This window comes from Plebeiibacterium sediminum (genome assembly GCF_026013605.1).
Classification (GTDB): domain Bacteria; phylum Bacteroidota; class Bacteroidia; order Bacteroidales; family Marinilabiliaceae; genus Saccharicrinis; species Saccharicrinis sediminus.
Window position 1 is genome coordinate 77,682 of the sequence record NZ_JAPDPJ010000013.1, and the last position, 20,710, is coordinate 98,391.

Annotated in this window: 16 protein-coding genes; 4 read left to right on the forward strand and 12 right to left on the reverse strand. The window is 33.9% G+C overall.

Features of this window, described 5'->3' with window-relative positions; genetic code table 11:
- Positions 1–4: 4 nt before the first annotated feature.
- Positions 5–1,069, reverse strand: a complete 1,065-nt coding sequence (locus OM075_RS07930; RefSeq protein ID WP_301189956.1) for an efflux RND transporter periplasmic adaptor subunit — start codon at positions 1,067–1,069, stop codon at positions 5–7.
- Between the two features lie 93 nt (positions 1,070–1,162).
- Positions 1,163–1,735, reverse strand: coding sequence for a TetR/AcrR family transcriptional regulator (locus tag OM075_RS07935; protein WP_301189957.1), 573 nt, complete (start codon positions 1,733–1,735; stop codon positions 1,163–1,165).
- Positions 1,736–1,909: 174 nt separating this feature from the next.
- Between OM075_RS07935 and OM075_RS07940 the strand changes: the two genes are divergently transcribed.
- Positions 1,910–2,539, forward strand: a complete 630-nt coding sequence (locus OM075_RS07940) for an NAD(P)H-dependent oxidoreductase (protein WP_301189958.1) — start codon at positions 1,910–1,912, stop codon at positions 2,537–2,539.
- A gap of 55 nt (positions 2,540–2,594) precedes the next feature.
- Here the strand turns inward: OM075_RS07940 and OM075_RS07945 are convergent, their stop codons facing one another.
- On the reverse strand, positions 2,595–4,028 hold the full coding sequence (locus tag OM075_RS07945; RefSeq protein ID WP_301189959.1) for a carbon starvation CstA family protein: 1,434 nt from the start codon (positions 4,026–4,028) through the stop codon (positions 2,595–2,597).
- Positions 4,029–4,126: 98 nt separating this feature from the next.
- On the reverse strand, positions 4,127–5,434 hold the full coding sequence (locus OM075_RS07950) for a T9SS type A sorting domain-containing protein (protein WP_301189960.1): 1,308 nt from the start codon (positions 5,432–5,434) through the stop codon (positions 4,127–4,129).
- Positions 5,435–6,027: 593 nt separating this feature from the next.
- Here OM075_RS07950 and OM075_RS07955 point away from each other — a divergent pair.
- From OM075_RS07955 to OM075_RS07965, 3 genes are read left to right on the forward strand one after another with little or no spacing between them, the layout of a single operon-like run.
- Entirely contained in the window at positions 6,028–8,235 is a 2,208-nt protein-coding gene (locus OM075_RS07955; RefSeq protein WP_435873470.1) for a B12-binding domain-containing radical SAM protein, read from the forward strand.
- Positions 8,214–8,672 carry a YybH family protein gene (locus OM075_RS07960; RefSeq protein ID WP_301189962.1) on the forward strand — a complete coding sequence of 153 codons (459 nt, stop codon included), beginning with the start codon at positions 8,214–8,216 and terminating at the stop codon, positions 8,670–8,672. Before OM075_RS07955 ends, OM075_RS07960 begins: the two co-directional genes overlap by 22 nt.
- A gap of 40 nt (positions 8,673–8,712) precedes the next feature.
- Positions 8,713–10,617 carry a beta-N-acetylhexosaminidase gene (locus OM075_RS07965; RefSeq protein ID WP_301189963.1) on the forward strand — a complete coding sequence of 635 codons (1,905 nt, stop codon included), beginning with the start codon at positions 8,713–8,715 and terminating at the stop codon, positions 10,615–10,617.
- Positions 10,618–10,624: 7 nt separating this feature from the next.
- On the opposite strand, the gene OM075_RS07970 is transcribed toward OM075_RS07965, so the two are convergent.
- From OM075_RS07970 to OM075_RS08005, 8 genes are all read right to left on the reverse strand, one after another.
- Positions 10,625–11,059 carry a hypothetical protein gene (locus OM075_RS07970; protein WP_301189964.1) on the reverse strand — a complete coding sequence of 145 codons (435 nt, stop codon included), beginning with the start codon at positions 11,057–11,059 and terminating at the stop codon, positions 10,625–10,627.
- Between the two features lie 123 nt (positions 11,060–11,182).
- Entirely contained in the window at positions 11,183–11,452 is a 270-nt protein-coding gene (locus OM075_RS07975; protein ID WP_301189965.1) for a hypothetical protein, read from the reverse strand.
- Positions 11,453–11,676: 224 nt separating this feature from the next.
- Entirely contained in the window at positions 11,677–13,314 is a 1,638-nt protein-coding gene (locus OM075_RS07980; RefSeq protein WP_301189966.1) for a transcriptional regulator, read from the reverse strand.
- A 94-nt stretch (positions 13,315–13,408) separates the two neighbouring features.
- Positions 13,409–15,130, reverse strand: coding sequence for an alanine/glycine:cation symporter family protein (locus OM075_RS07985; RefSeq protein WP_301189967.1), 1,722 nt, complete (start codon positions 15,128–15,130; stop codon positions 13,409–13,411).
- Positions 15,131–15,217: 87 nt separating this feature from the next.
- The gene (locus OM075_RS07990; protein ID WP_301189968.1) at positions 15,218–17,344 is read right to left on the reverse strand and encodes a Tex family protein; all 2,127 of its coding nucleotides are present in this window, start codon (positions 17,342–17,344) and stop codon (positions 15,218–15,220) included.
- A gap of 78 nt (positions 17,345–17,422) precedes the next feature.
- Positions 17,423–18,658, reverse strand: coding sequence for a DEAD/DEAH box helicase (locus tag OM075_RS07995; protein WP_301189969.1), 1,236 nt, complete (start codon positions 18,656–18,658; stop codon positions 17,423–17,425).
- 212 nt (positions 18,659–18,870) lie between these two features.
- Positions 18,871–20,055 carry a class I SAM-dependent rRNA methyltransferase gene (locus tag OM075_RS08000; protein ID WP_301189970.1) on the reverse strand — a complete coding sequence of 395 codons (1,185 nt, stop codon included), beginning with the start codon at positions 20,053–20,055 and terminating at the stop codon, positions 18,871–18,873.
- Positions 20,056–20,088: 33 nt separating this feature from the next.
- The gene (locus tag OM075_RS08005) at positions 20,089–20,703 is read right to left on the reverse strand and encodes a 3'-5' exonuclease (protein ID WP_301189971.1); all 615 of its coding nucleotides are present in this window, start codon (positions 20,701–20,703) and stop codon (positions 20,089–20,091) included.
- Between the last annotated feature and the right edge of the window lie 7 nt (positions 20,704–20,710).

The following is a 20,710-nucleotide window of genomic DNA, read 5'->3' on the forward strand; positions in this document are numbered from 1 at the left end:
GATTCTAAAGTTGATTTCCTTTATTTGTTGATGTGAAACCCTTATATATATTCACATTTTCACCATCATGTAAATAGTTAACACCCGCTGTCACTACGATTTCATCTTCTCTGAGTCCGCTTTTAATTACGACTTCTTCTGTCGATAAAATTTGTCCCAACTCAACAGGTCGTTTTACCACCTGGTTATTTTTATAAATCCACACATAGGTTTCTGCAGCTTTTGAAAACACAGCCGTAACCGGCACTACACAAGATGAATTGGTGTCTTCTGAAGCTTTGTAAACCTCAAGTTTTGCTGTCATTCCGGCTCTTAACTTTAAATCTTCAGGAGCATTGATTACTGCAGAAATTGGATAGGATTGCTTAGTAAAGCTTGCTTTTGAACCTAACTCTAATAAAGAGGCTGTAAAACGATAAATAGAATCCGCATCATTAATTACACAAACAAATTTTGTATTTGCATTGATAGTTTGAGCATCTTCAACCGAAATCCAAGCATTAATTTTATAACTGGATAAATCTAAAAATGAAACTATTGGCTGACCCGGGTTTACCTTTTCATAGTTTTCAACATAAACCATATCAACATATCCGGAAAATGGTGCCTTTAATTCTGTATCTGTTAATGCATTTCTGGCGTCTTCGAAGTTTCCTTTTGCCAAAATATACTGAGCTTCCATTTTATCAAACAAGCTCTTTGAAACACTCTGTTGTTCTAAAAGTGTTTTATACCTTTCATACTCAGCACTTGCAAGCTTATAATTTGACTCAGCCTTTGACAAACCAACTTTAAAATCCCGGTTATCAATACTTGCAACCACCTGACCCTTTTCAACAAAACTACCTACAATATTATTTAAAATAACAAGAGGCCCACCAACTCTGAAAGCAAGATCCACCCTTCTTCGTTCATTAATCGTTGCCGGTAAAGTCAGCTTATTTTTGCTTTGCTCAAGCGATGTTACCTTAGCAACCTTTACACTTCTTACAGTTTTTTCTATTTGCTTGCTTTCTTTACACCCAACAAGAGCAACAAGTAGCAATAGAATCAATTTTCCACTTCTCATTTTGTTAATTATTATTTAGTAATTATTTATCTAAAAACACCTAGTAAACTATATTTGTATTTATAGTTTACTTTTGAATAAAAAAATATAAGGTTAAGAAATCCTAATTCCACGGATAATGATTTCTAACTCTGGCTTTAATTTTTCTCTAAATTCTGCTGAAGATTGTCCCGAATTAATATTTGCTGTTATAATTACATCTATAAAGTTGCTTATAAACGACGGTTTAATGGATTTATCAATTAAACCTAATTTTTGACCTTGCTTAAAAAAGTCTGTTAAAATATTATTCAGATTTTGTTTCCTTGTTTTTATCATATCCTCAATACGAGGATATTCTTTTGTTATGTCTCTTGCATTCAACAACACAAAATCTTCAAAGTTATTGGCAAAAAAACTTCCAAACGAATCCAATTTTGAAACATAGTCATCTACTCCGTTTAAATACTCCCTTCTCTTTTCAATCTCACTTAAAAAATTAACTTCAATAACCTTATATAACAAGTCTTCTTTGTTGCCAATAATCTTATATAAAGTACGTTTTGAAACACCACACTCCTTTGAAAGCTCATCCATATTCCAGCCTCTAACACCATATTTTACAAGCATTTCCTTTGTTGTTTCAAACAATCTTGTTTCTAATTCCAAGTCACCTACCTTAGCCATATGTATACTATTTAAGTTTATCTGGTTTACTTTTCAGTATGCAATTTTAATAATTAATTTTAAAACTGAGATACGAAATTCACGCTCAAAATAATTTTTAACTAAAATTCACAGACTCGAATATTATTTCGAAAACAAAATATTGAAATGATTGTTTCTTTATAAAAACACAATATGGACTTATTAAAACAACTAAATTGGAGATATGCCACAAAGCATTACGACTCCTCAAAAAAGATAAAAAGTGAAGATTTAAATACGCTTCTAAATGCTGTTAATCTTGCGCCTTCATCATATGGATTACAACCTTATAAAGTTTTAGTTATTGAAAATGAAGAGGTAAGAAAAAATCTTCAAGAAGCAGGATATCATCAACCACAATTTACAGAAGCTTCTCAGGTGATTGTTTTTGCTGCAAACAACAATATTTCAGAAACTGACGTGACAGAATTTATGGAACGTACGGCTGCTGCAAGAAATATTAATGTGGATGATTTAGCTGACTACAAAGGAATGATAATGGGAAAAGTAAATAATGCTTCTAAAGAATTCCTTACAACCTGGGCCTCGAAACAATGTTATATTGGTTTAGGCTTTCTGTTATATACAGCAGCTCAATTGGGAATTGACGCTTGTCCGATGGAAGGTTTTGATGCGCAAGGCTTTGATGAAATTCTGGGTTTAAAAGATAAAAATTTAAGCTCGGTTGTAGTTGCTACTGTTGGTTATAGATCAGAGGAAGATAAATACCAAAATTTAGCTAAGGTAAGATATCCATTAAACGAGTTTGTTATTAATTATTAGTGCTTTGTTTGTTATTACTGTAGTATGATAGCCACTTATATTCATTTGTAAGTGGCTATCTTATTTTTGTTCTGTATAAAAAACTTCCCAACGCAATAAAAGCTACTATTATTCCTAAAGAAACTCCGAGTTTAACATCTAAGCCAAACCCTCCGTTTGCAAATGGAGCAACCAATAAATAACTTGCACAAACAGTTGTCATAAACATGGCTGGTATTGTAAGCAGCCAGTGATTTTTGCCTGATTTTTTGAGATACATAGCCACAGTCCATAACATTACAACTGACAAAACCTGATTGGACAAACCTAAAAACTTCCATATCGTTGTAAACTCTAACTGAGTTAAAACAAATCCAATAATAAAAAGTGGAATACTTATAATCAGTCTGCTTTTAATGCTTGTTTGACTATAAGAAAACACATCTGCCAAGGTTAGTCTTGCACTCCTAAACGCAGTATCTCCGGTTGAAATTGGCAATACAATAACACCCACAATTACAAATATTGCTCCCACTTTACCCATCCAATGCTCCGAAATCATGTTTACCACCCAAGCCGGATTATGAGCCTTAGGTAGCATAGCTTCATTCAATCCATTGGCATCACCAAAATAATTCATAGCTGCGGTTGCCCAAATAATAGCAACAATTCCTTCTGCAACCATCGCTCCATAAAAAGCATATCGTCCATAGCTCTCCTTTTTTAAACATCTGGCCATCATGGGTGCCTGGGTTGAATGAAAACCTGATATGGCACCACACGAAATCACAATAAACATCATTGGGAAAAGAATATTTTGAGCGGGATTCTGATGTAGATTTTTTAATCCTTTTAATGACAATTCCTGCATTTGAAAATTTCCAGACCAGTAATTAATCATCATTGCGGCGGCAATTCCAACTGCCATAAGCAATAAAGCAACGGCAAAAAAAGGATAAATCTTTCCGATGATTTTATTAATAGGTAATAAAGTAGCCAACAGATAATACCCAAAAATAATATAAACCCATATTTCAAAACCTCCATTGGTTTGATAGGCTAATAAACCTGCAGGACCAGAAACAAAGGCTACTCCAACAAATATTAAAAGTAGCAGCGTAAAGACTCTTAACAATTGTCTAAACCCGTTCCCAAGATATTTACCTACCAATTCAGGAACGCTTGCTCCTCCATTTCTTAATGACAACATCCCTGAAAAATAATCATGGACTGCTCCCATAAAAATACAACCAACAACAATCCAAACATAAGCCCACTGACCATACTGCGCTCCCAAAATAGCACCAAACACAGGTCCTAAGCCTGCTATATTTAAGAATTGAATTGTAAAAACTTTCCAGGTTGGAAGAGGAGTAAAATCAACACCATCAGTTTGAGAAACTGCCGGAGTTTTAATGGAATCATCAGCTCCAAAAAACTTTTCGATAAACCTGCCATAAAAAACAAATCCTAAAACCAATAAGGCAATAGAAACTATAAAAGTAATCATCTTACATACGAATTAGACTAGCAAAAATAAATAAAAAATGCACTTTAGATTGGTATTAACCGCCCTAAAGTGCATCATTCAAAATGCGTGGTTATATTTTATTGTTTTACAAGTCTAACAACTTTTCGTGATACTAAATCTTCAACAACAATCTGATAAATTCCACTTTGTAAGTTTGATACATCAAACTGATCAACCATACCTGCACTCAATTCAAATGCACTTACAGTAGCTCCTGAAAGACTTACTACTTTTACCTGAACAGTTTTTGAATCATAGCTGGTTAAATCTATATTCACTAATCCTTCTGTTGGGTTTGGATAAACAACTAAATCACTTTCTGCAACATCTGGTAAATCAGTTGTTAATTGAGAAGACTTTAAGCTAAAAGTATATGCATCTGGAGTAAAGATTTTATCCCATTTAATTAAGTAAGCTTTACCTGCTTCTACATCTAATGATATTTCAGATTGTAAACCATTTTCGTCGTCACTATAAAATGCTCTCTGCTCACCACAGCCTGTATAAACCTCTAAGTAAGTATCTTCTGCAGTTAAACCTACACTTGTAATTGTAAGGTCACCATCTTCTCGAGCAATAAATCTATACCACTTGTTGGTTGCAGACTCATGATCTATAACATTACCTTCAGAAACATCTATATCAATTGGGTCAATACAACGCTCTCCAGCTTCCCAGTTACTTTCTTCAATGGTCCACTCAATTTGACCATTAGAAGCTCCATTTTGCCAACAAACAAGATAACTTTCACCTTCAACTGCATCAAAAGCAATCTTACTTGGGTTCCAACTTTGATCATTATTTATTGAAGAAGTATAGCTACAATCATCAAAAACAGCTACTCTGCAATCATCAGCATTATCACCGACTGCTCTTACTGTCACTTTTCCATTTCTTGAAGCTGTAAACTCAAACCAACGGTATTTATTTTGAGGAGCATTACTTACCATATAACCTGCTGTGGATGCTAGCGGAAAACTACAAAACTCACCCTGAGCCAGTGAAGCTTCTTCAAGACTCCATTCGAACTCCTGGTTTGTATAATAATTTCTCCAGTTAATGTAATAAGTTAATCCACTAATTACTTCAAATGAAACCTCTGATTGCTCGCCAATGAAATTGTCACTTAATGTAAAAGCATCCAAATCACAGCCATCATAAATCTCTACATAAGTATTTGCAGTAGTTAATCCGACAGAGGAAATGGTAACCTTACCATTCATTGTTGCAGTGTAAGTAAACCACTGATCGCCGGAAGCATTATTACTAATATTTATCCCTTGATTTGCTGCTACAGCTGCAGTACAAGATTCTCCTCCTTGTCCAGATACGATCTGAACAGTCATTCCCCACAAGATAAGTGAAAGTAAAATAAGTTTTTGCATTTTGTGTTGTGTTGTTGTGTTGTTGTGTTGTTGTAAAATTTTAATTCATTCGTTCTTTTTTATAATTAGAGCCTGTCAAATGATATAAATAACTTACTTTCCCCAAAACAAATTATTTATTTCATCACAGCTGTTCAGTTCATTAGTTCAGTACTTAAAAAAACATTAATCAACCATTTTTATGCATTCACATATTATTTTTGGTCATTTATCAACTTATAACGAAAGCTCTTTTAAAAGGTTTCGGTTTTTAATTGTAGAACTTTGATTTTAATTAAAGTACAAACCTCCCTTTGATGTAAAAAACCTTTATAAAATGGGATTTTTACATGCACATTTTTCTTTTTGATAAATCTCAAAAACATTATGATTTTTTTCGCTCTGACATCCTTTTCAATTTTATATTGTCCCCACTAACATAAAATTGTAATATGCAAAGCTAAAGTATCTCTTGAGTATGAAGTAGTAATAGGAGGCACAAAAATAGAAAAGTTTTTAAAACTACCGTCCTTTTATTAGTATATTAATTAAGATTTTAACTTTATTTTAACCAAACCATCTTTTTGTTTTTAATTTTGCACCATTATTAAAATATGAGACCTTTGAACCAAAAAGTATTATTAGTTACTCCACCATTTACTCAGCTGAATACCCCCTACCCGGCAACAGCATATTTAAAAGGATTTTTTGACTATAAAAAAATCGCATCTACTCAAATTGACCTGGGTTTAGATGTTTTATTAAAGATCTTCTCAAAAAATGGGTTGGCTCATATTTTTGAAGAATCGAGTAAGAAAAAAGAGACCTTTTCGGAAAATGCCCAAAGAATATTTTCATTACAAAAACATTATATCAATACAATTGAAGATTCCATTTCTTTTTTACAAGGAAAAAATGAAATGCTTGCTCATACTATTTGTAATGAAAGTTTTTTACCTCAGGCTTCCAGATTTAACCAATTAGACGAACTGGATTGGGCTTTTGGAAATATGGGTATCAGAGATAAAGCGCGACATCTGTGTACCTTGTTTTTAGAAGATCTTTGTGATTTTATTGTAGAATGTATAGATCCGCATTTTGGATTTAGCAGATATGCAGAAAGAATCAGTTCCTCTGCTTTTAGTTTTGATCCTATTTACAACGAACTGAACAAGCAAAATTCACTTATAAGTGAAATTCAAAATAATCTGCTTTCTGAATATATCGATAAAGAAAAACCATCATTAATTGCCTTTTCGGTACCTTTTCCGGGCAACCTTTTTGCAGCATTAAAGTGTGGACAATTTATAAAATTAAAATACCCGGAAATAAAGATCTGTATTGGAGGAGGATATCCTAATACAGAATTAAGATCTCTTAGTGACCCAAGAATATTTGAATTTATTGATTTTATTACTCTTGATGATGGAGAAACTCCATTGTTAAATTTGATTGAATATTTAAATGGAGAGAGACCTCTTGAAAAATTAAAAAGAACTTTATTATCCTCAGAAGATAAGGTTTATTATATCGATGAATCAGAAACTGAAGATTTCTCTTTTAAAAATGATGTAGCTCCAAACTATTCTGGATTAAGAATTAACGATTATATATCTGTTATTGAAATCATTAATCCAATGCACCGATTATGGAGCGATGGTTTCTGGAATAAATTAACCATGGCTCATGGATGCTATTGGGCCAAATGTACTTTTTGTGATACGTCTTTAGATTATATAAAACGTTACGAACCTGTATCTGCAGAAGTTCTATGTAATAAAGTAGAGGAAATCATTAAGCAAACAGGTAATTCCGGATTTCATTTTGTTGATGAAGCTGCACCGCCTGCTCTAATGGTAGCCTTTGCCAAGGAAGTTTTAAAAAGAGGTTTAAACATTGCCTGGTGGACAAATATTCGTTTTGAAAAACAATTTACCTTTGATGTTTGCCGACTTTTAAAAGCATCTGGTTGTATTGCTGTTTCAGGTGGTTTAGAAGTGGCTTCTGAACGTATCCTAAAACTGATTAATAAAGGAGTTAGTATTTCAACCGTAGCTGAAGCCTGTTATAATTTTACTAGTGCAGGTATCTTAACTCATGCCTATTTAATGTATGGATTTCCAACTCAAACCCAACAGGAAACCATAGATTCATTGGAAGTAGTAAGACAATTGTTTGAAAACAGTATTCTACAATCAGGTTACTGGCACCAATTTGCAATGACAGCTCATAGTCCGGTTGGTCAAAATCCCGAAAACTTTAATGTAAAGGCAGTTAATAAATCAATCCATCCGTTTGCCAACAACGATCTGGAACACATTGACAACAAAGGTGCTAAACACGAATTATTTAGCGAGGGTTTAAAAAAATCATTGTACAATTTTATGCATGATATTGGCTTCGATTTACCCCTACAAGATTGGTTTGATTTTAAAGTTCCACCTACAAATATTGCTCCTGATTTTATATACAACACGCTGCAACAATCAATTACAGACAAGCACAAAAACAGCAGTAAAATATTATGGATCAACAGCATTCCTGAAATAAAATACTATACTAAAAAGAAAAAGGGAAAAACAACTCCAATGGCTGAGATTACCATACACCTAAAAAATGATGTAATCTCTCTAAACGTAAAAGAAAACACTGCAAATTGGATCATTAATATAACAGAACAATGTCAGGTAAATAACAAAAACACGCTTACTTATAATGATTTAATCAACAGCTTTGAACTTGAAAAACTTGGAGATTTTAATGTTTTTAGCAATGGATATGCTTTTAATCAACTTAGAGAATGCGGACTTTTAATATTATAAAACCTATATTTATTTCAGTTATCCTTATTTTGAGTTTTCTTTCATGCACTCAAAAGAAAATAGATAAGGATCAATACAAACAAAAAATTTTTGACACAGAAAAAGCTTTTGAAAGAATGGCTAATGAAACTGGCATAGCAGAAGCTTTTAAATTTTTTGCGGACGAAAATGGAGTCATTCTTCGCAATAATCAAATTATAAAAGGCAAAGAGAACATCTTCAAATCCATCAAAAACAACAGTCTTTATGACAGGGCCACACTAAAATGGAATCCTGATTTTATAGATGTATCTGATGATGGTGATTTGGCCTACTCTTATGGCAATTACACATTTGAATTTTATAATAAGCAGGATGAAAAACAAATACAAACCGGGATTTTTCATACCATTTGGAAAAAACAAACTGATGGTTCCTACAAATTTGTTTGGGATTAATTATACATTTACTCCATATTAAACACAATAGCATATTCGTATGATGAAATATATATTCCTTATCGCAATTCTTATTATTGGAAATAACATTAAAGCAGAATCATTACAGGATTTTTTATTCCCCAGCCCTAAAAAATTAATGATTAAAGATGGGCACCTTAACCAAATTAACGATTTTCAATACGATTCGCAGAAACTATTTGACCTGATAGAAACACTTGAAACAATAAATATTCAAGGAGAATTAAAAGAGCTTTGCTCTCCCCTACAATTTAATACTATTAGTTTTTCTGTTGATAGTTCATTACCCAATAAACAGCAGTATATTCTTTTGATCGATTCAACAAATATTAAAATTACAGGTAAAGATGAAGCTGCTTTGTTTTATGGGAAACAAACTTTAAAGCAACTTATTGAATACGGTAAAACTACCAACAAAGCCATCCCTTGTTTAAAAATTGAAGATTGGCCCGACTTTGAAAAAAGAGGTTACATGCTTGATATTAGTCGTGATAAAGTTCCTAACATGGAAACATTGTACCATATCATAGACATTTTATCAATGTGGAAAATCAATGAATTTCAACTTTATACAGAACACACTTTTGCATACAAAAACCATAAAACAGTATGGGAAAAGTCCAGTCCAATGACGCCTGAAGAAATTCAAAAACTGGATACCTATTGCAAGGTTCGTTTTATTGATCTGGTTCCCAATCAAAATTCTTTTGGACACATGGAAAACTGGCTAAAGCATGATGAATATTTAGATTTAGCAGAATGTCCAACGGATTGCCAAACAATTTGGGGAATGCGCAATCGCACCAGCCTCAATCCCACTAACCCTGGATCTTTAATTTTAATGAAAGAACTCTACGCAGAGTTACTACCCAATTTTTCAAGCCAGTATTTTAATATTGGATGTGATGAAACTGTTGAATTAGGTTCAGGATTATCAAAAGATTCTTGCGAGAAATATGGAAAGGGGAAAGTCTATCTTGATTACTTAATTAAACTAAACAAAGAAGTAAATTCAAATGGAAGACTAGCCCAATTCTGGGGAGATATCATCCTAAATCATCCGGAATTAATACCTTCTATACCTAAAAATATGACGGCCATGGTTTGGGGGTATGAAAGTAATTTTCCTTTTGTTGAAAAATTACCTGAATTTCAAAAAGCAGGTTTGCAATATTATGTTTGTCCCGGAACCTCAACCTGGCGAAGTATTATCGGAAGAAATCACGATGCATTTTTAAATCTTAAAAACGCTGCTGTGAATGGAAAAAAATTTAAGGCAAAAGGTTATTTAAACACCAACTGGGGTGATTACGGTCACTGGCAGCCTCTTTCCGTTTGTTATGCCCCTATGGCAGCAGGTTCTGCCTATTCATGGAATGTAGATTCCAAACCTGAATTAAAAATTGAATCTGTTCTGAATCATTATATTTTTAAAGATCCAACTCAAAATACAGCAAAAGCAATTCTTCAATTAGGAGATGCTTATTTAAAATGTAAAATTCCGGAAGGTAATGCCAATGCTTTTCATTTAATGCTCAGAAGATACAAATGGACCATGAAGGGACAATATCAAACAAAGCTGTTAAAAATTGATAATCTTAAATCATCGGAAACAGAAATCAATCATGCATTAAATCTATTGAAGCAAGCTCAGCCGACTTGTAACGATTCTGATATCATAAGGAAAGAAATCAACCAGGCATGTAATCTGGCAAAGCATGGTATTCATCTTGGTATAGCACGCTTAAATGCTGCAAAGCAAGACACTAAAAATATCAAGGATGAAACCAAACTAACTTTAAAGCACGAATTAAAAGGTATTATTGAAGGTCATAAAAACATCTGGATATTAAGAAACAGAATTGGAGGATTAGATGCTTCTACTGAAAAAATGGAAGATTTATTAAATTATTACGATGAATAAACTTTATTTACCAATGATTTATACTTAATGCTTCAAAGGCCTTTGTGATTTCTTTGATATCCATTTTAATACCCAACCAAACCTTAGCCTCTTCTATTGAATTAAAAACATAAACGTTTCTTAGCAAACCACCTACCAAAAATCGGAATATGGAAGCCATGGCAATTTGTTCTGTGCTTTTTACAATAATGGCATATTTGCGCTTACTTAAAGCTGGAAAATTCTTTTTAAAATGGTATGAAAACTTATACGCCATATAGGCATCTCTGGTATATTGGGCTTCTCTTAAATCTACAATAAAATTAAAATCTTCAGATAAATCACAACTATTCATTAACTCTTCCACATAACCGTTCAAAGAATCATAACGAATTAAACCTACATGAGATATGCATATCAGTTTATCCTTGTTGTATATTTTATATGAAGACCTGTGTTCCATTACCTTTAAGTTAAAACAATCTCAATAAAAAAACAAAAGCCCATTTAATAAAAATGAGCTTCTATTCGATATAAGACGAGATATATCTTACATCAAAACATATTTATTTTCAGACTATTTAAATTATTTTGTAACAACAATAGGGTCTTCTTCAATTAATTTAGTAACAACTATTGGATCCTCTTCAAAAAGTTTTGTAACAACGATAGGATCTTCTTCTGTAAGCTTTGTTACTACAATTGGGTCCTCCTCAAATAACTTGGTAACAACAATAGGATCTTCTTCAACTAATTTAGTAACAACGATTGGATCTTCTTCTGCAAATACTGAAGGAGTAATGATTAACATTAATAATAGTGCTGTGATTTTTGTAAGTGTGTTAATTGCTTTCATGATATTTGTTTTTGTAGTTCACAACAAATATCTATATGAAAACAAGCACTTTACGCTTTTTTAGCGTGACAAAAACGTGACAAAATCCATCACTCTAAGTACCAGTTAATTATTTCTAAGCCAAAATCTTAAATCTGATTAATTAATTTATTAATATTTCAAAAAAACATAAAAGCACGGCATATTTAGACCTATAACAACATAGAAATCGGACTCAAAACGGACTATTTTGTCATATCTGAAATCAATCTTTCACGATAATTTTGTAAATAATCTTCAATATTACTTTCTACATTTAGTTTGGTTCTGATACGCTGTTTTGCTTTTCGAATTGATGCTGGTTGAACATTTTGCACTTTGGCAATTACTTCCATAGGTAGTTTTAGGCACAACATAACCGCATATCTGACTTCTGTTTTTGTTAACTGAGGAAATGAGTCTGTAAACAAATTTATAGTTTCCATATAGCATGAATCAAAACTATCTACAATATCACCTGTACTGTTTATCTTACTAAATTCTTCTTTTTGTTTTTTCAGTAATTTCTTATCATGACTCAAACGATGTTCCAATAATTGTTTTTCTCCGATTCCTATAAGTAAATTATGAAACTCTTTATTTAGCTCAGCAATCTTCGCCTTTTTATTTTTCTGATATAAATAAACATATACACCTACTGCACTAAGTATTCCGATGGTAATTACAATAACCAGATACAGCATAAACTCACTGGCTTTTTTTTCAACTTTTAATTTAACCAACTGACTTTTGATAAGGTCTATTTTATTGTTTATTTCCAAAACCTTAGCCATCCGTATTTTTTCAAAAGACTTTGTTTCTTCTAATAACTGCTGATAGGTATTAAGATCATCATAAGCTTTTACATAGTCATTTTTAGCTATGTCTATTTTATGCAAATAGCTATAGGAATACAACATTCTGTGTTCTTGATTTAAGCTTTTGTATAATTCGAGCGATCTATTAAAATACACTTCTGCTGTATCAAACAACTTCTGCTTAAAATACAACACGCCTTTAAACTGATATAATGCGGGTTTAATTAAGTCTCCTATTTTATGTTTTTCACATATATCAATAGCTAAATCACAATAATGATGAGAGTCTTTCAGGTTTCCTTTTGCATTATAACTGCTGGCTATTACTTTATAAGCACTTGCAGCTCGCAAATACAGCTTCATATCTAAATATTTAGAAGCCAGCTCATTTAACTTCTGTGGAGTTTCCTGATTAGACAGATCAAAAAGCAGCTCCATAAATTCTGCAAAAAGTTGAATTTCCAGCTCTTCAGCATCCTTTAGTATTTGAATTCCTAAACTAAACTCTTCCTTATAATCTTCTTTAAGAACTCTTTTACATCTAGCAACACCTATGTAAGCAAAACCGGCATCAACACTTGATTTTTCACCGATAGAAATTGCTTCGTAAAAATTAATTTTAGCTTGTTCATACAATCCCGAAACTTCTGCAATCTGCCCCAATAAAATTTGACTTTTTGCCAGCCATTTTGAATTTTCAGACACAGAAAAAGATGCCATTGCCTTTTCAATACATACCAATGATGAATCCATTTCAAGATCTGAAAATAAAAGTAATGCATCTGTATAATTCAGATAACCATCATACTTGTATATATCTCCTTCTGAAATATGTTGCTTTAAAGATTGTAAGTCATGCTTTGCTTTTTCCGGATAATAAGTACCGTTAAAATCCATTTGGGAAAATAACTGATCTAAATCCAGCTCTGTTTTTTTAGATTGTGAAACTACATTAAAAGAAATAAGGAAACATAAAAACATCCCTATTATCCACTTAACTTTTAAGTTTGATAATATAATCATCATAAATAACTTTCTTTATAAAGATATCACAATGATAATAAAGATAATTTATTTATAACTTATTCTATATTTAGAATGCAGGATATATGTGTAAAAATCACTTTTTTGTTAATAGAGGGAGCTTTTCATTCGGAAATCTTTTGGCATATTCTTTCCAAAAGTTTTTTACTTCAAACTTCATTTCTTTATGCAAGACAAAAATACCTATCAGGTTTGGAATAGTCATAAAGGCAATTGTTATCCCGGAAAAAGTCCATATTAAGGTTGTATCCATAAATGAGGCGACAAAAAAAGCCAGTACATAAACAACCCTGTATAGCCAAATCCCCTTGCCTCCAAAAAGAAACACAACAGCTCTATCGCCATAATACGACCATGAAATGGCAGTTGAGAAGGCAAATAACAGCAATCCAATGGAAACAATATATTTACCAAAATCACCAAACCAGCTTTTGGTAAATGCCATTGTAGTTAAGGGAGCACTATGTAATAATGATTTTCCTTTCAGTACAATATCACTATCAGAAGTTAAATTACCATGCAAAACATTTAGTTCTCCTGTGTATAAAGAATCTTCATCGTAAACTTTAACATATTCAGCTAATGATCTGGCATGTATTAAGGATATATCTCCCTGCATAACGCCATCCTCAACATGAATATTACCTGAAAACAACGGAATGGTATCTTTTCCTGTTAAATGATTTGATAATAGCTTCTTGTCCGATTCAAGATGATCATTATACACGCCCTGAATAAATTGCATGTCAGCACGTTCAAAGTCACACTGAAACTTCTGAGTCCAGACACCTGATGCCAGAAGTGTTAAACCTGTTAGAGAACAAATAACAATGGTATCAATAAAAGGTCCTAGCAAAGCCACCATACCTTCAGACACCGGATTTGTAACACGAGCTGACGAGTGTGCAATAGAAGCAGATCCCTGCCCCGCCTCATTTGAAAACAAACCTCGGTTAACACCCTGATTAAACGTAAAAGCTACTGTTGCACCTAAGAACCCGCCTACCGCTGCAGTGCCTGTAAATACATCAGCAAAAACAGCCACGATGGATGGTAAAATATTTTCATAATTATATAAGATAACCGCTACTGCACCTATAAAATAAATGATAGCCATTGTTGGTACCAACTTAGAAGTTATGGTTACAATACGTTTGATACCTCCAATGATAATAACTCCAAGAAGAATAGATAACACCAATCCTGTTATCATATTCGGAATATGAAAAGTAGTATTAATGGTGTCGGCAATACTATTAATCTGAGGAAGGTTACCTGTACCGAAAGATGATAAAACCGTGGCTACCGCAAAAATAACGGCCATAACATGACCTGTTTTAATTACTTTGCCTGAAGGAAGTTTGATATCCAGTCGTTTCTTCATAAAATACATGGGACCTCCGGACATTGTTCCATCCGATGCTTTTTCCCTGTATTTTAAAGACAAAGTAACCTCCACAAATTTTGTGGTCATACCAATCAATGCTGTTACCAACATCCAAAATAAAGCTGCAGGTCCGCCCTGGTAAAGAGCCAAAGCAACTCCTGCAATATTTCCTGTTCCTATAGTACCTGATAATGCAGTTGCCAATGCCTGAAAATGAGAGGCATCACCTTCACCTCCTTCTGTATCCATTTTACCTCGCACCATTCTTACGGCATACTTAAAATACCTAAATTGAGGTAAACCCAAATACAATGTAAAAAACAGACCTACGCCCAGCAAAAGATAAACAAACCATTCACTACTCCCAATATATGAGTCAATAAGTACTAAAATTTCATTTATCTCCTGCATAAACCCTTTATTTTTTATATTAACAACTTATAAAAAGGCAAATATATAATTTTTAACCCATTATTCTAATTTGATTACAAAATGAAACTAGAGGCCTTTCATAGACAACTGTATTCTTTTTCGAGCCATGTCCACTTCAGTAACTCTTACTTTAACATGTTGATGTAAGCTTACAATATCATTAGGGTCACTAATAAAACGATCGGCCATTTGGGATATATGAACCAATCCATCCTGCTTAACACCCACATCCACAAAAGCTCCAAAGTTGGTAATATTGGTAACAATACCAGGAAGCTCCATTCCTATTTTTAAATCTTCAATGGAATAAATGCTCTTATCAAACTCAAACACTTTAATAATCTGGCGAGGATCGCGACCTGGTTTTTCCAACTCGCTTAAAATATCCTTTAATGTTGGCAAACCAATTGTATCTGTCACATAATTATCAAGCTTAATTTTATTTCTTAACTGTGCATCTGTAATCAGGTCCTGAACCTTACATCCTAAATCCTTTGCCATTTTTTCAACTACAGCATAAGATTCCGGGTGAACAGCTGAATTATCCAATGGATTCTTTGCTTCTGTAATTCTTAAAAAACCAGCTGCCTGCTCATAGGCTTTAGCACCTAATCTTGGCACTTTCTTTAATTCGTTTCTTGAACTGAAAGCACCGTTATCTTTACGATACTCAACAATATTTTTTGCCAGCTGAGGACCCAGACCTGACACGTAAGTCAACAGGTGCATACTTGATGTATTCAAATCAACACCTACCTTATTTACACAAGACTCTACTACCTGATCCAAGGAAGATTTTAAACTACCCTGATCCACATCGTGCTGATATTGTCCTACACCAATGGATTTTGGATCAATCTTGACCAATTCTGCCAAAGGATCAATCAACCTGCGACCGATAGAAACAGCTCCACGAACAGTTACATCATATTCCGGGAATTCATCTCTGGCAACTTTACTAGCCGAATAAACTGATGCACCATCTTCACTCACTACAAACACCTGAACATCACGACTGTATTGTATATTTCGAACAAAAGACTCTGTTTCTCTCGAAGCGGTTCCATTTCCAATGGCTATTGCCTCAATTTTGTAAGCATCCACCATTGAACTGATCTTTTTTGCCGCCTGCTTGGTTTCTCGCTGAGGAGCATGAGGATAGATATTCTCATTATGCAACAAGTTACCCTGAGCATCCAAACACACCACTTTACAACCCGTTCTAAAGCCCGGGTCAATGGCCAACACTCTCTTTTGTCCCAAAGGCGACGAAAGCAATAATTGGCGCAAGTTATTTGAGAACACTTTTATGGCTTCAGCATCCGCCTTTTCTTTTGAAAGGTTGGCAAACTCAGTTTCAATAGATGGCTTTAACAATCGTTTATTGGCATCTTTCAATGCAAGCTCAACCTGTGCAGAAGCTTCTGTATTTCCTTTTACAAAATACCTTCCTAAACGATGTGTAATTTCCTCATCTTCGGGAGATATAGTGACCTTTAAAATTCCTTCCTTTTCGCCTCTGCGTATGGCCAGCAAACGATGACTCGGACATTTTTTTAAGGGTTCAGAAAACTCAAAATAATCTTTATATTTAATCCCCTCTTCCTCTTTTCCTTTTACTAAAGATGAAGTTACTATTGCGCCTCGTTCAAAAACACTACGTACAATATCGCGGGCTACACTATTCTCATTAATCCATTCAGCAATAATATCACGAGCACCTTGCAGGGCCTCATCCACATCCGCCACATCCTCGTTAATAAAATGTGATGCTTTACCCTCTACATCACGTTCATATTGCTTCATGATCACTTTTGCCAATGGCTCCAAACCTTTTTCTTTAGCTTTAACAGCTCTTGTTTTTCTCTTTGGTTTAAATGGCAAATAAATATCTTCAAGTTCTGTGGCATTAAAAGTATTCTCAATTCTTTCTTTTAATTCCGGAGTAAGCACACCTTGCTCATCCATTGATTTCAGAATGGATTCTTTTCTTTTTATTATTTCCTGAAGTTTCTCGTATCGTTCTTTAACAGCAGCAACATTTACTTCATCCATACTACCGGTTCTTTCCTTACGGTAACGACTAATAAAAGGAACGGTAGCACCTTCATCCAATAATTCAATGGTATTAACAACATGATTAAGCTGCAACTGCAACTCAGTGGCTATAATTTGACTTATTTGAGCAGACATTGGGTAATTATTAATTCTATTAAACAAAGAACCGCTCTCATTTGCCTTTGGCATAAATAAGAACGGCTCGAAATATTTTTATGATTTATGATCTTTCTTTCTTTTGGGGCGAAATCCATTTGATTTCTTTTTTCGATTTTTACCGCCCTTTTTCATTTTTGCCTCCGGATTATATTCAGGACCATCTTCATATTCCGGCGGCAACGGTATTTTATAGATATTTGTTTCTATCAACTGTTCTATCTTATAAAAATCAACCTGATCTTTTTCATTCACAAAGGTAATACCGACACCAGTTGTTTTAGCTCTTGCTGTTCGTCCAATACGGTGTACATAATCCTCTGCATCATTAGGCACATCATAATTAATAACCAAATCAATTTTTTCAATATCAATTCCTCTGGCTACAATATCTGTGGCAACTAAAATTTGCACATTCCTGTTTTTGAACTCTCTAAGAACTTCTATTCGTTCATTTTGATCCAAATCGGAATGAATGGCTCTGGCATTAAAATCATTCTTTCTTAATGCTTTTACCACATCATTTACGATGGCTTTTCGCGATACGAAAATAATGATACTCTGCAGATCCTTACCCTTTAACAAATCAACAATCAGATCATTTTTCTGATAATCATGAACAACATAAGCAGCTTGCAGAATTCCTTCTGCAGGTTTTGAAATAGCTATATTTATTTCTTCAGGATTATTCAGCAATTTTTTTGCTAAATCTCTGATCTTAGGCGGCATTGTTGCTGAGAACAATAAGTTCTGACGGTTTTCCTTTGGAAGAAAGCTTTCAATTTGCATAATATCTTCATGAAATCCCATATCAAGCATTCTATCCGCCTCATCCAAAATAAAGTGTTTTACCGACTTAAAATCGACATAACCCATATTCAGATGCTGAATCATTCGGCCGGGAGTGGCTACAATAATATCAGCACCTTGTGTTAAAGCCTTTTTTTGCTGATCCCAAAGATCTTTATCATTACCTCCATAAACAGCCAGAGAAGTAACAGATAAAAAGTAACTAAATCCTTCTATCTGCTGATCTATCTGCAAAGCCAACTCTCTTGTTGGCACCAGAATAACTGCGGATGTATTTTTTTGATTTCCATTTACCAATCGATCTAAAACAGGAAGCAAATATGCTGCTGTTTTTCCGGTTCCGGTTTGTGCACATGCAATCAAATCAGCTCCAGATCGAATTACCGGAATGGTTTGTGCCTGAACGGGAGTTGCAGTTTCAAAACGCATCGCATCCAAACCATCCATTACTTCCGGGGTAAATCCAAATTCTTTAAATTTCATAAATTACTATTTAGATAAGGATATGAGATATAAGGTCTCAGCATATAGTCTTCAGTCTACAGGTCTCAGTCACCAGTCTTCAGTCACCAGTCTTCAGTCTTCAGTTCCCAGTCACCAGTCTTCAGTTCTCAGTCTACAGTCTCTGCCTACTGTGGACTGTGGACTATGTACTGCCTACTGTGGACTGCCTACTGCGTACTGATGACGGTCTACTATTCAACGTACAGTACCAATCCTTTTAAATACTCACCTTCCGGATGATAGATATTTACAGGGTGATCTGCTGGTTGAGTTAGTTGGTTTAATATTCTCACATTTCTACCTGATTTAGCTGCAGCTGAAAATACTGTTTTTCGGAACGCATCTTTACTTACAACCTGCGAACATGAGAATGTAAAAATAATTCCACCTGGTTTAATTTGTTCAAATGCTTTGGCATTTAATCGCTTATATCCCTGAAGCGCATTATTTAAAACATTGTTATGTTTTGCAAATGCAGGTGGATCCAATATGATTAAATCATACTGATCTTTTATATCATCTAAGTATTTAAACGCATCTACAGCAAACGCATCATGACGCTCATCTCCAGGATAGTTTAACTCAACATTTTCTTTGGTTAGTTCTATAGCACGTTCTGAACTATCAACAGAGTGAACCAGCTTAGCTCCACCTCTCATGGCGTAAAAAGAAAATCCTCCGGTATAACAAAACATGTTTAATACCGATTTTCCTTTACTGTATTTTTCCAACAAGGCTCTGTTATCTCTCTGGTCAACAAAGAATCCTGTTTTCTGACCCTTTTCCCAGTCTACTCTGAACTTTAATCCATTTTCAAGAGCAATACGTGTTTCCGATTTACCAAATGTATATCCGTTTTCCGGATTAACCTTAGCTTTATAAGGAATGGTACTCTCTGATTTATTGTAGATGGCTTTTAACTGATCGCCAAAAATCTTTTTTAATATTTCATCGATGGTATCTTTAATTAAAAACATACCTACAGAGTGCATTTGAACTACTGCTGTATCATCATACATATCAATGATCAGTCCTGGCATATTATCGCCTTCAGCATGTACTAAGCGATATGCATTTGTTGTTTCATCATCGACCAATCCCTGATCAACTCTTAACTGGTATGCCTTCCTGATTTTATCTTCCCAAAACTGGTCATTTACTTCTACTTCAGTAAAAGAAACAATTCGAACTGCAATTGAACCAATCTGGTAGTGTCCTAAACCTAAGAACTCATTCTTATTATCAAAAACGGATACAATATCACCTTCTGCAGGCTCACCGTACATTTTTTTTATCGCACCGCTAAACACCCACGGATGAAATCTGCGTAAGGATTGATCTTTACCAGATTTTAAAACAACTTTTATATAAGACATGAATTATTTTGTAATTTATTATTCTTAAAACTGTTATTGTTGATTTTCGATTTCAACATCAATAACTTTACTTGAATCTAACACCAATAGTTTTTTATATATCTCAAGAGCTACCCACGAATCTGTTGCGGCATAAACCATTTGCGCTTTTGAAAGTGTTTCTGCTTCCCAGTTTGATAAACGCTGACGTTTTGAAACTCTGAATTTCAACAAAATACCTGCTAGTTTTTTTAGAGAAAAATCTTTTAATCCTTTTTCAATAGCAAGAGATTGCAGCTCAACAAAACCTTGTGGTTTAAAAGGTACTAACTTTTGCAAACCTCTGATATCATCACGGATACCAACACCTACTTTTAAAACGGATTCATCTTCTAACAAACCTTTTAAGGATTCAGGAACACCTGTTTTATTAAGTCTGATCAAATAAGTAGAATCTTTTGTTGAAAGCTGAAATAATGCAATTGAGTTTGTAACACCCTTTTTAAAAGAAGGACGGGTTTCCGTATCAAACCCTACAACAGTTTCACCTTCTACCTCCTTCATCACCTGAGCAATTCCGTCCTCATGTTCTACCAATACAATCTCTCCTTCGAAATGTTGTAATGGTAATTCGTTTAATACTTCGTTACTTATTGTGTTTTTAACCAAAACTCTT

Coding starts and splice junctions, on each gene's coding strand:
- OM075_RS07990 (WP_301189968.1), bottom strand. CDS start 17,344: ATGTCTGCTCAAATAAGTCAAATTATAGCCACTGAGTTGCAGTTGCAG.
- OM075_RS07930 (WP_301189956.1), bottom strand. CDS start 1,069: ATGAGAAGTGGAAAATTGATTCTATTGCTACTTGTTGCTCTTGTTGGG.
- OM075_RS07980 (WP_301189966.1), bottom strand. CDS start 13,314: ATGATGATTATATTATCAAACTTAAAAGTTAAGTGGATAATAGGGATG.
- OM075_RS07995 (WP_301189969.1), bottom strand. CDS start 18,658: ATGAAATTTAAAGAATTTGGATTTACCCCGGAAGTAATGGATGGTTTG.
- OM075_RS07970 (WP_301189964.1), bottom strand. CDS start 11,059: ATGGAACACAGGTCTTCATATAAAATATACAACAAGGATAAACTGATA.
- OM075_RS07935 (WP_301189957.1), bottom strand. CDS start 1,735: ATGGCTAAGGTAGGTGACTTGGAATTAGAAACAAGATTGTTTGAAACA.
- OM075_RS08000 (WP_301189970.1), bottom strand. CDS start 20,055: ATGTCTTATATAAAAGTTGTTTTAAAATCTGGTAAAGATCAATCCTTA.
- OM075_RS07960 (WP_301189962.1), top strand. CDS start 8,214: ATGCGGACTTTTAATATTATAAAACCTATATTTATTTCAGTTATCCTT.
- OM075_RS07950 (WP_301189960.1), bottom strand. CDS start 5,434: ATGCAAAAACTTATTTTACTTTCACTTATCTTGTGGGGAATGACTGTT.
- OM075_RS07945 (WP_301189959.1), bottom strand. CDS start 4,028: ATGATTACTTTTATAGTTTCTATTGCCTTATTGGTTTTAGGATTTGTT.
- OM075_RS07965 (WP_301189963.1), top strand. CDS start 8,713: ATGATGAAATATATATTCCTTATCGCAATTCTTATTATTGGAAATAAC.
- OM075_RS07975 (WP_301189965.1), bottom strand. CDS start 11,452: ATGAAAGCAATTAACACACTTACAAAAATCACAGCACTATTATTAATG.
- OM075_RS07940 (WP_301189958.1), top strand. CDS start 1,910: ATGGACTTATTAAAACAACTAAATTGGAGATATGCCACAAAGCATTAC.
- OM075_RS07985 (WP_301189967.1), bottom strand. CDS start 15,130: ATGCAGGAGATAAATGAAATTTTAGTACTTATTGACTCATATATTGGG.
- OM075_RS07955 (WP_435873470.1), top strand. CDS start 6,028: ATGAGACCTTTGAACCAAAAAGTATTATTAGTTACTCCACCATTTACT.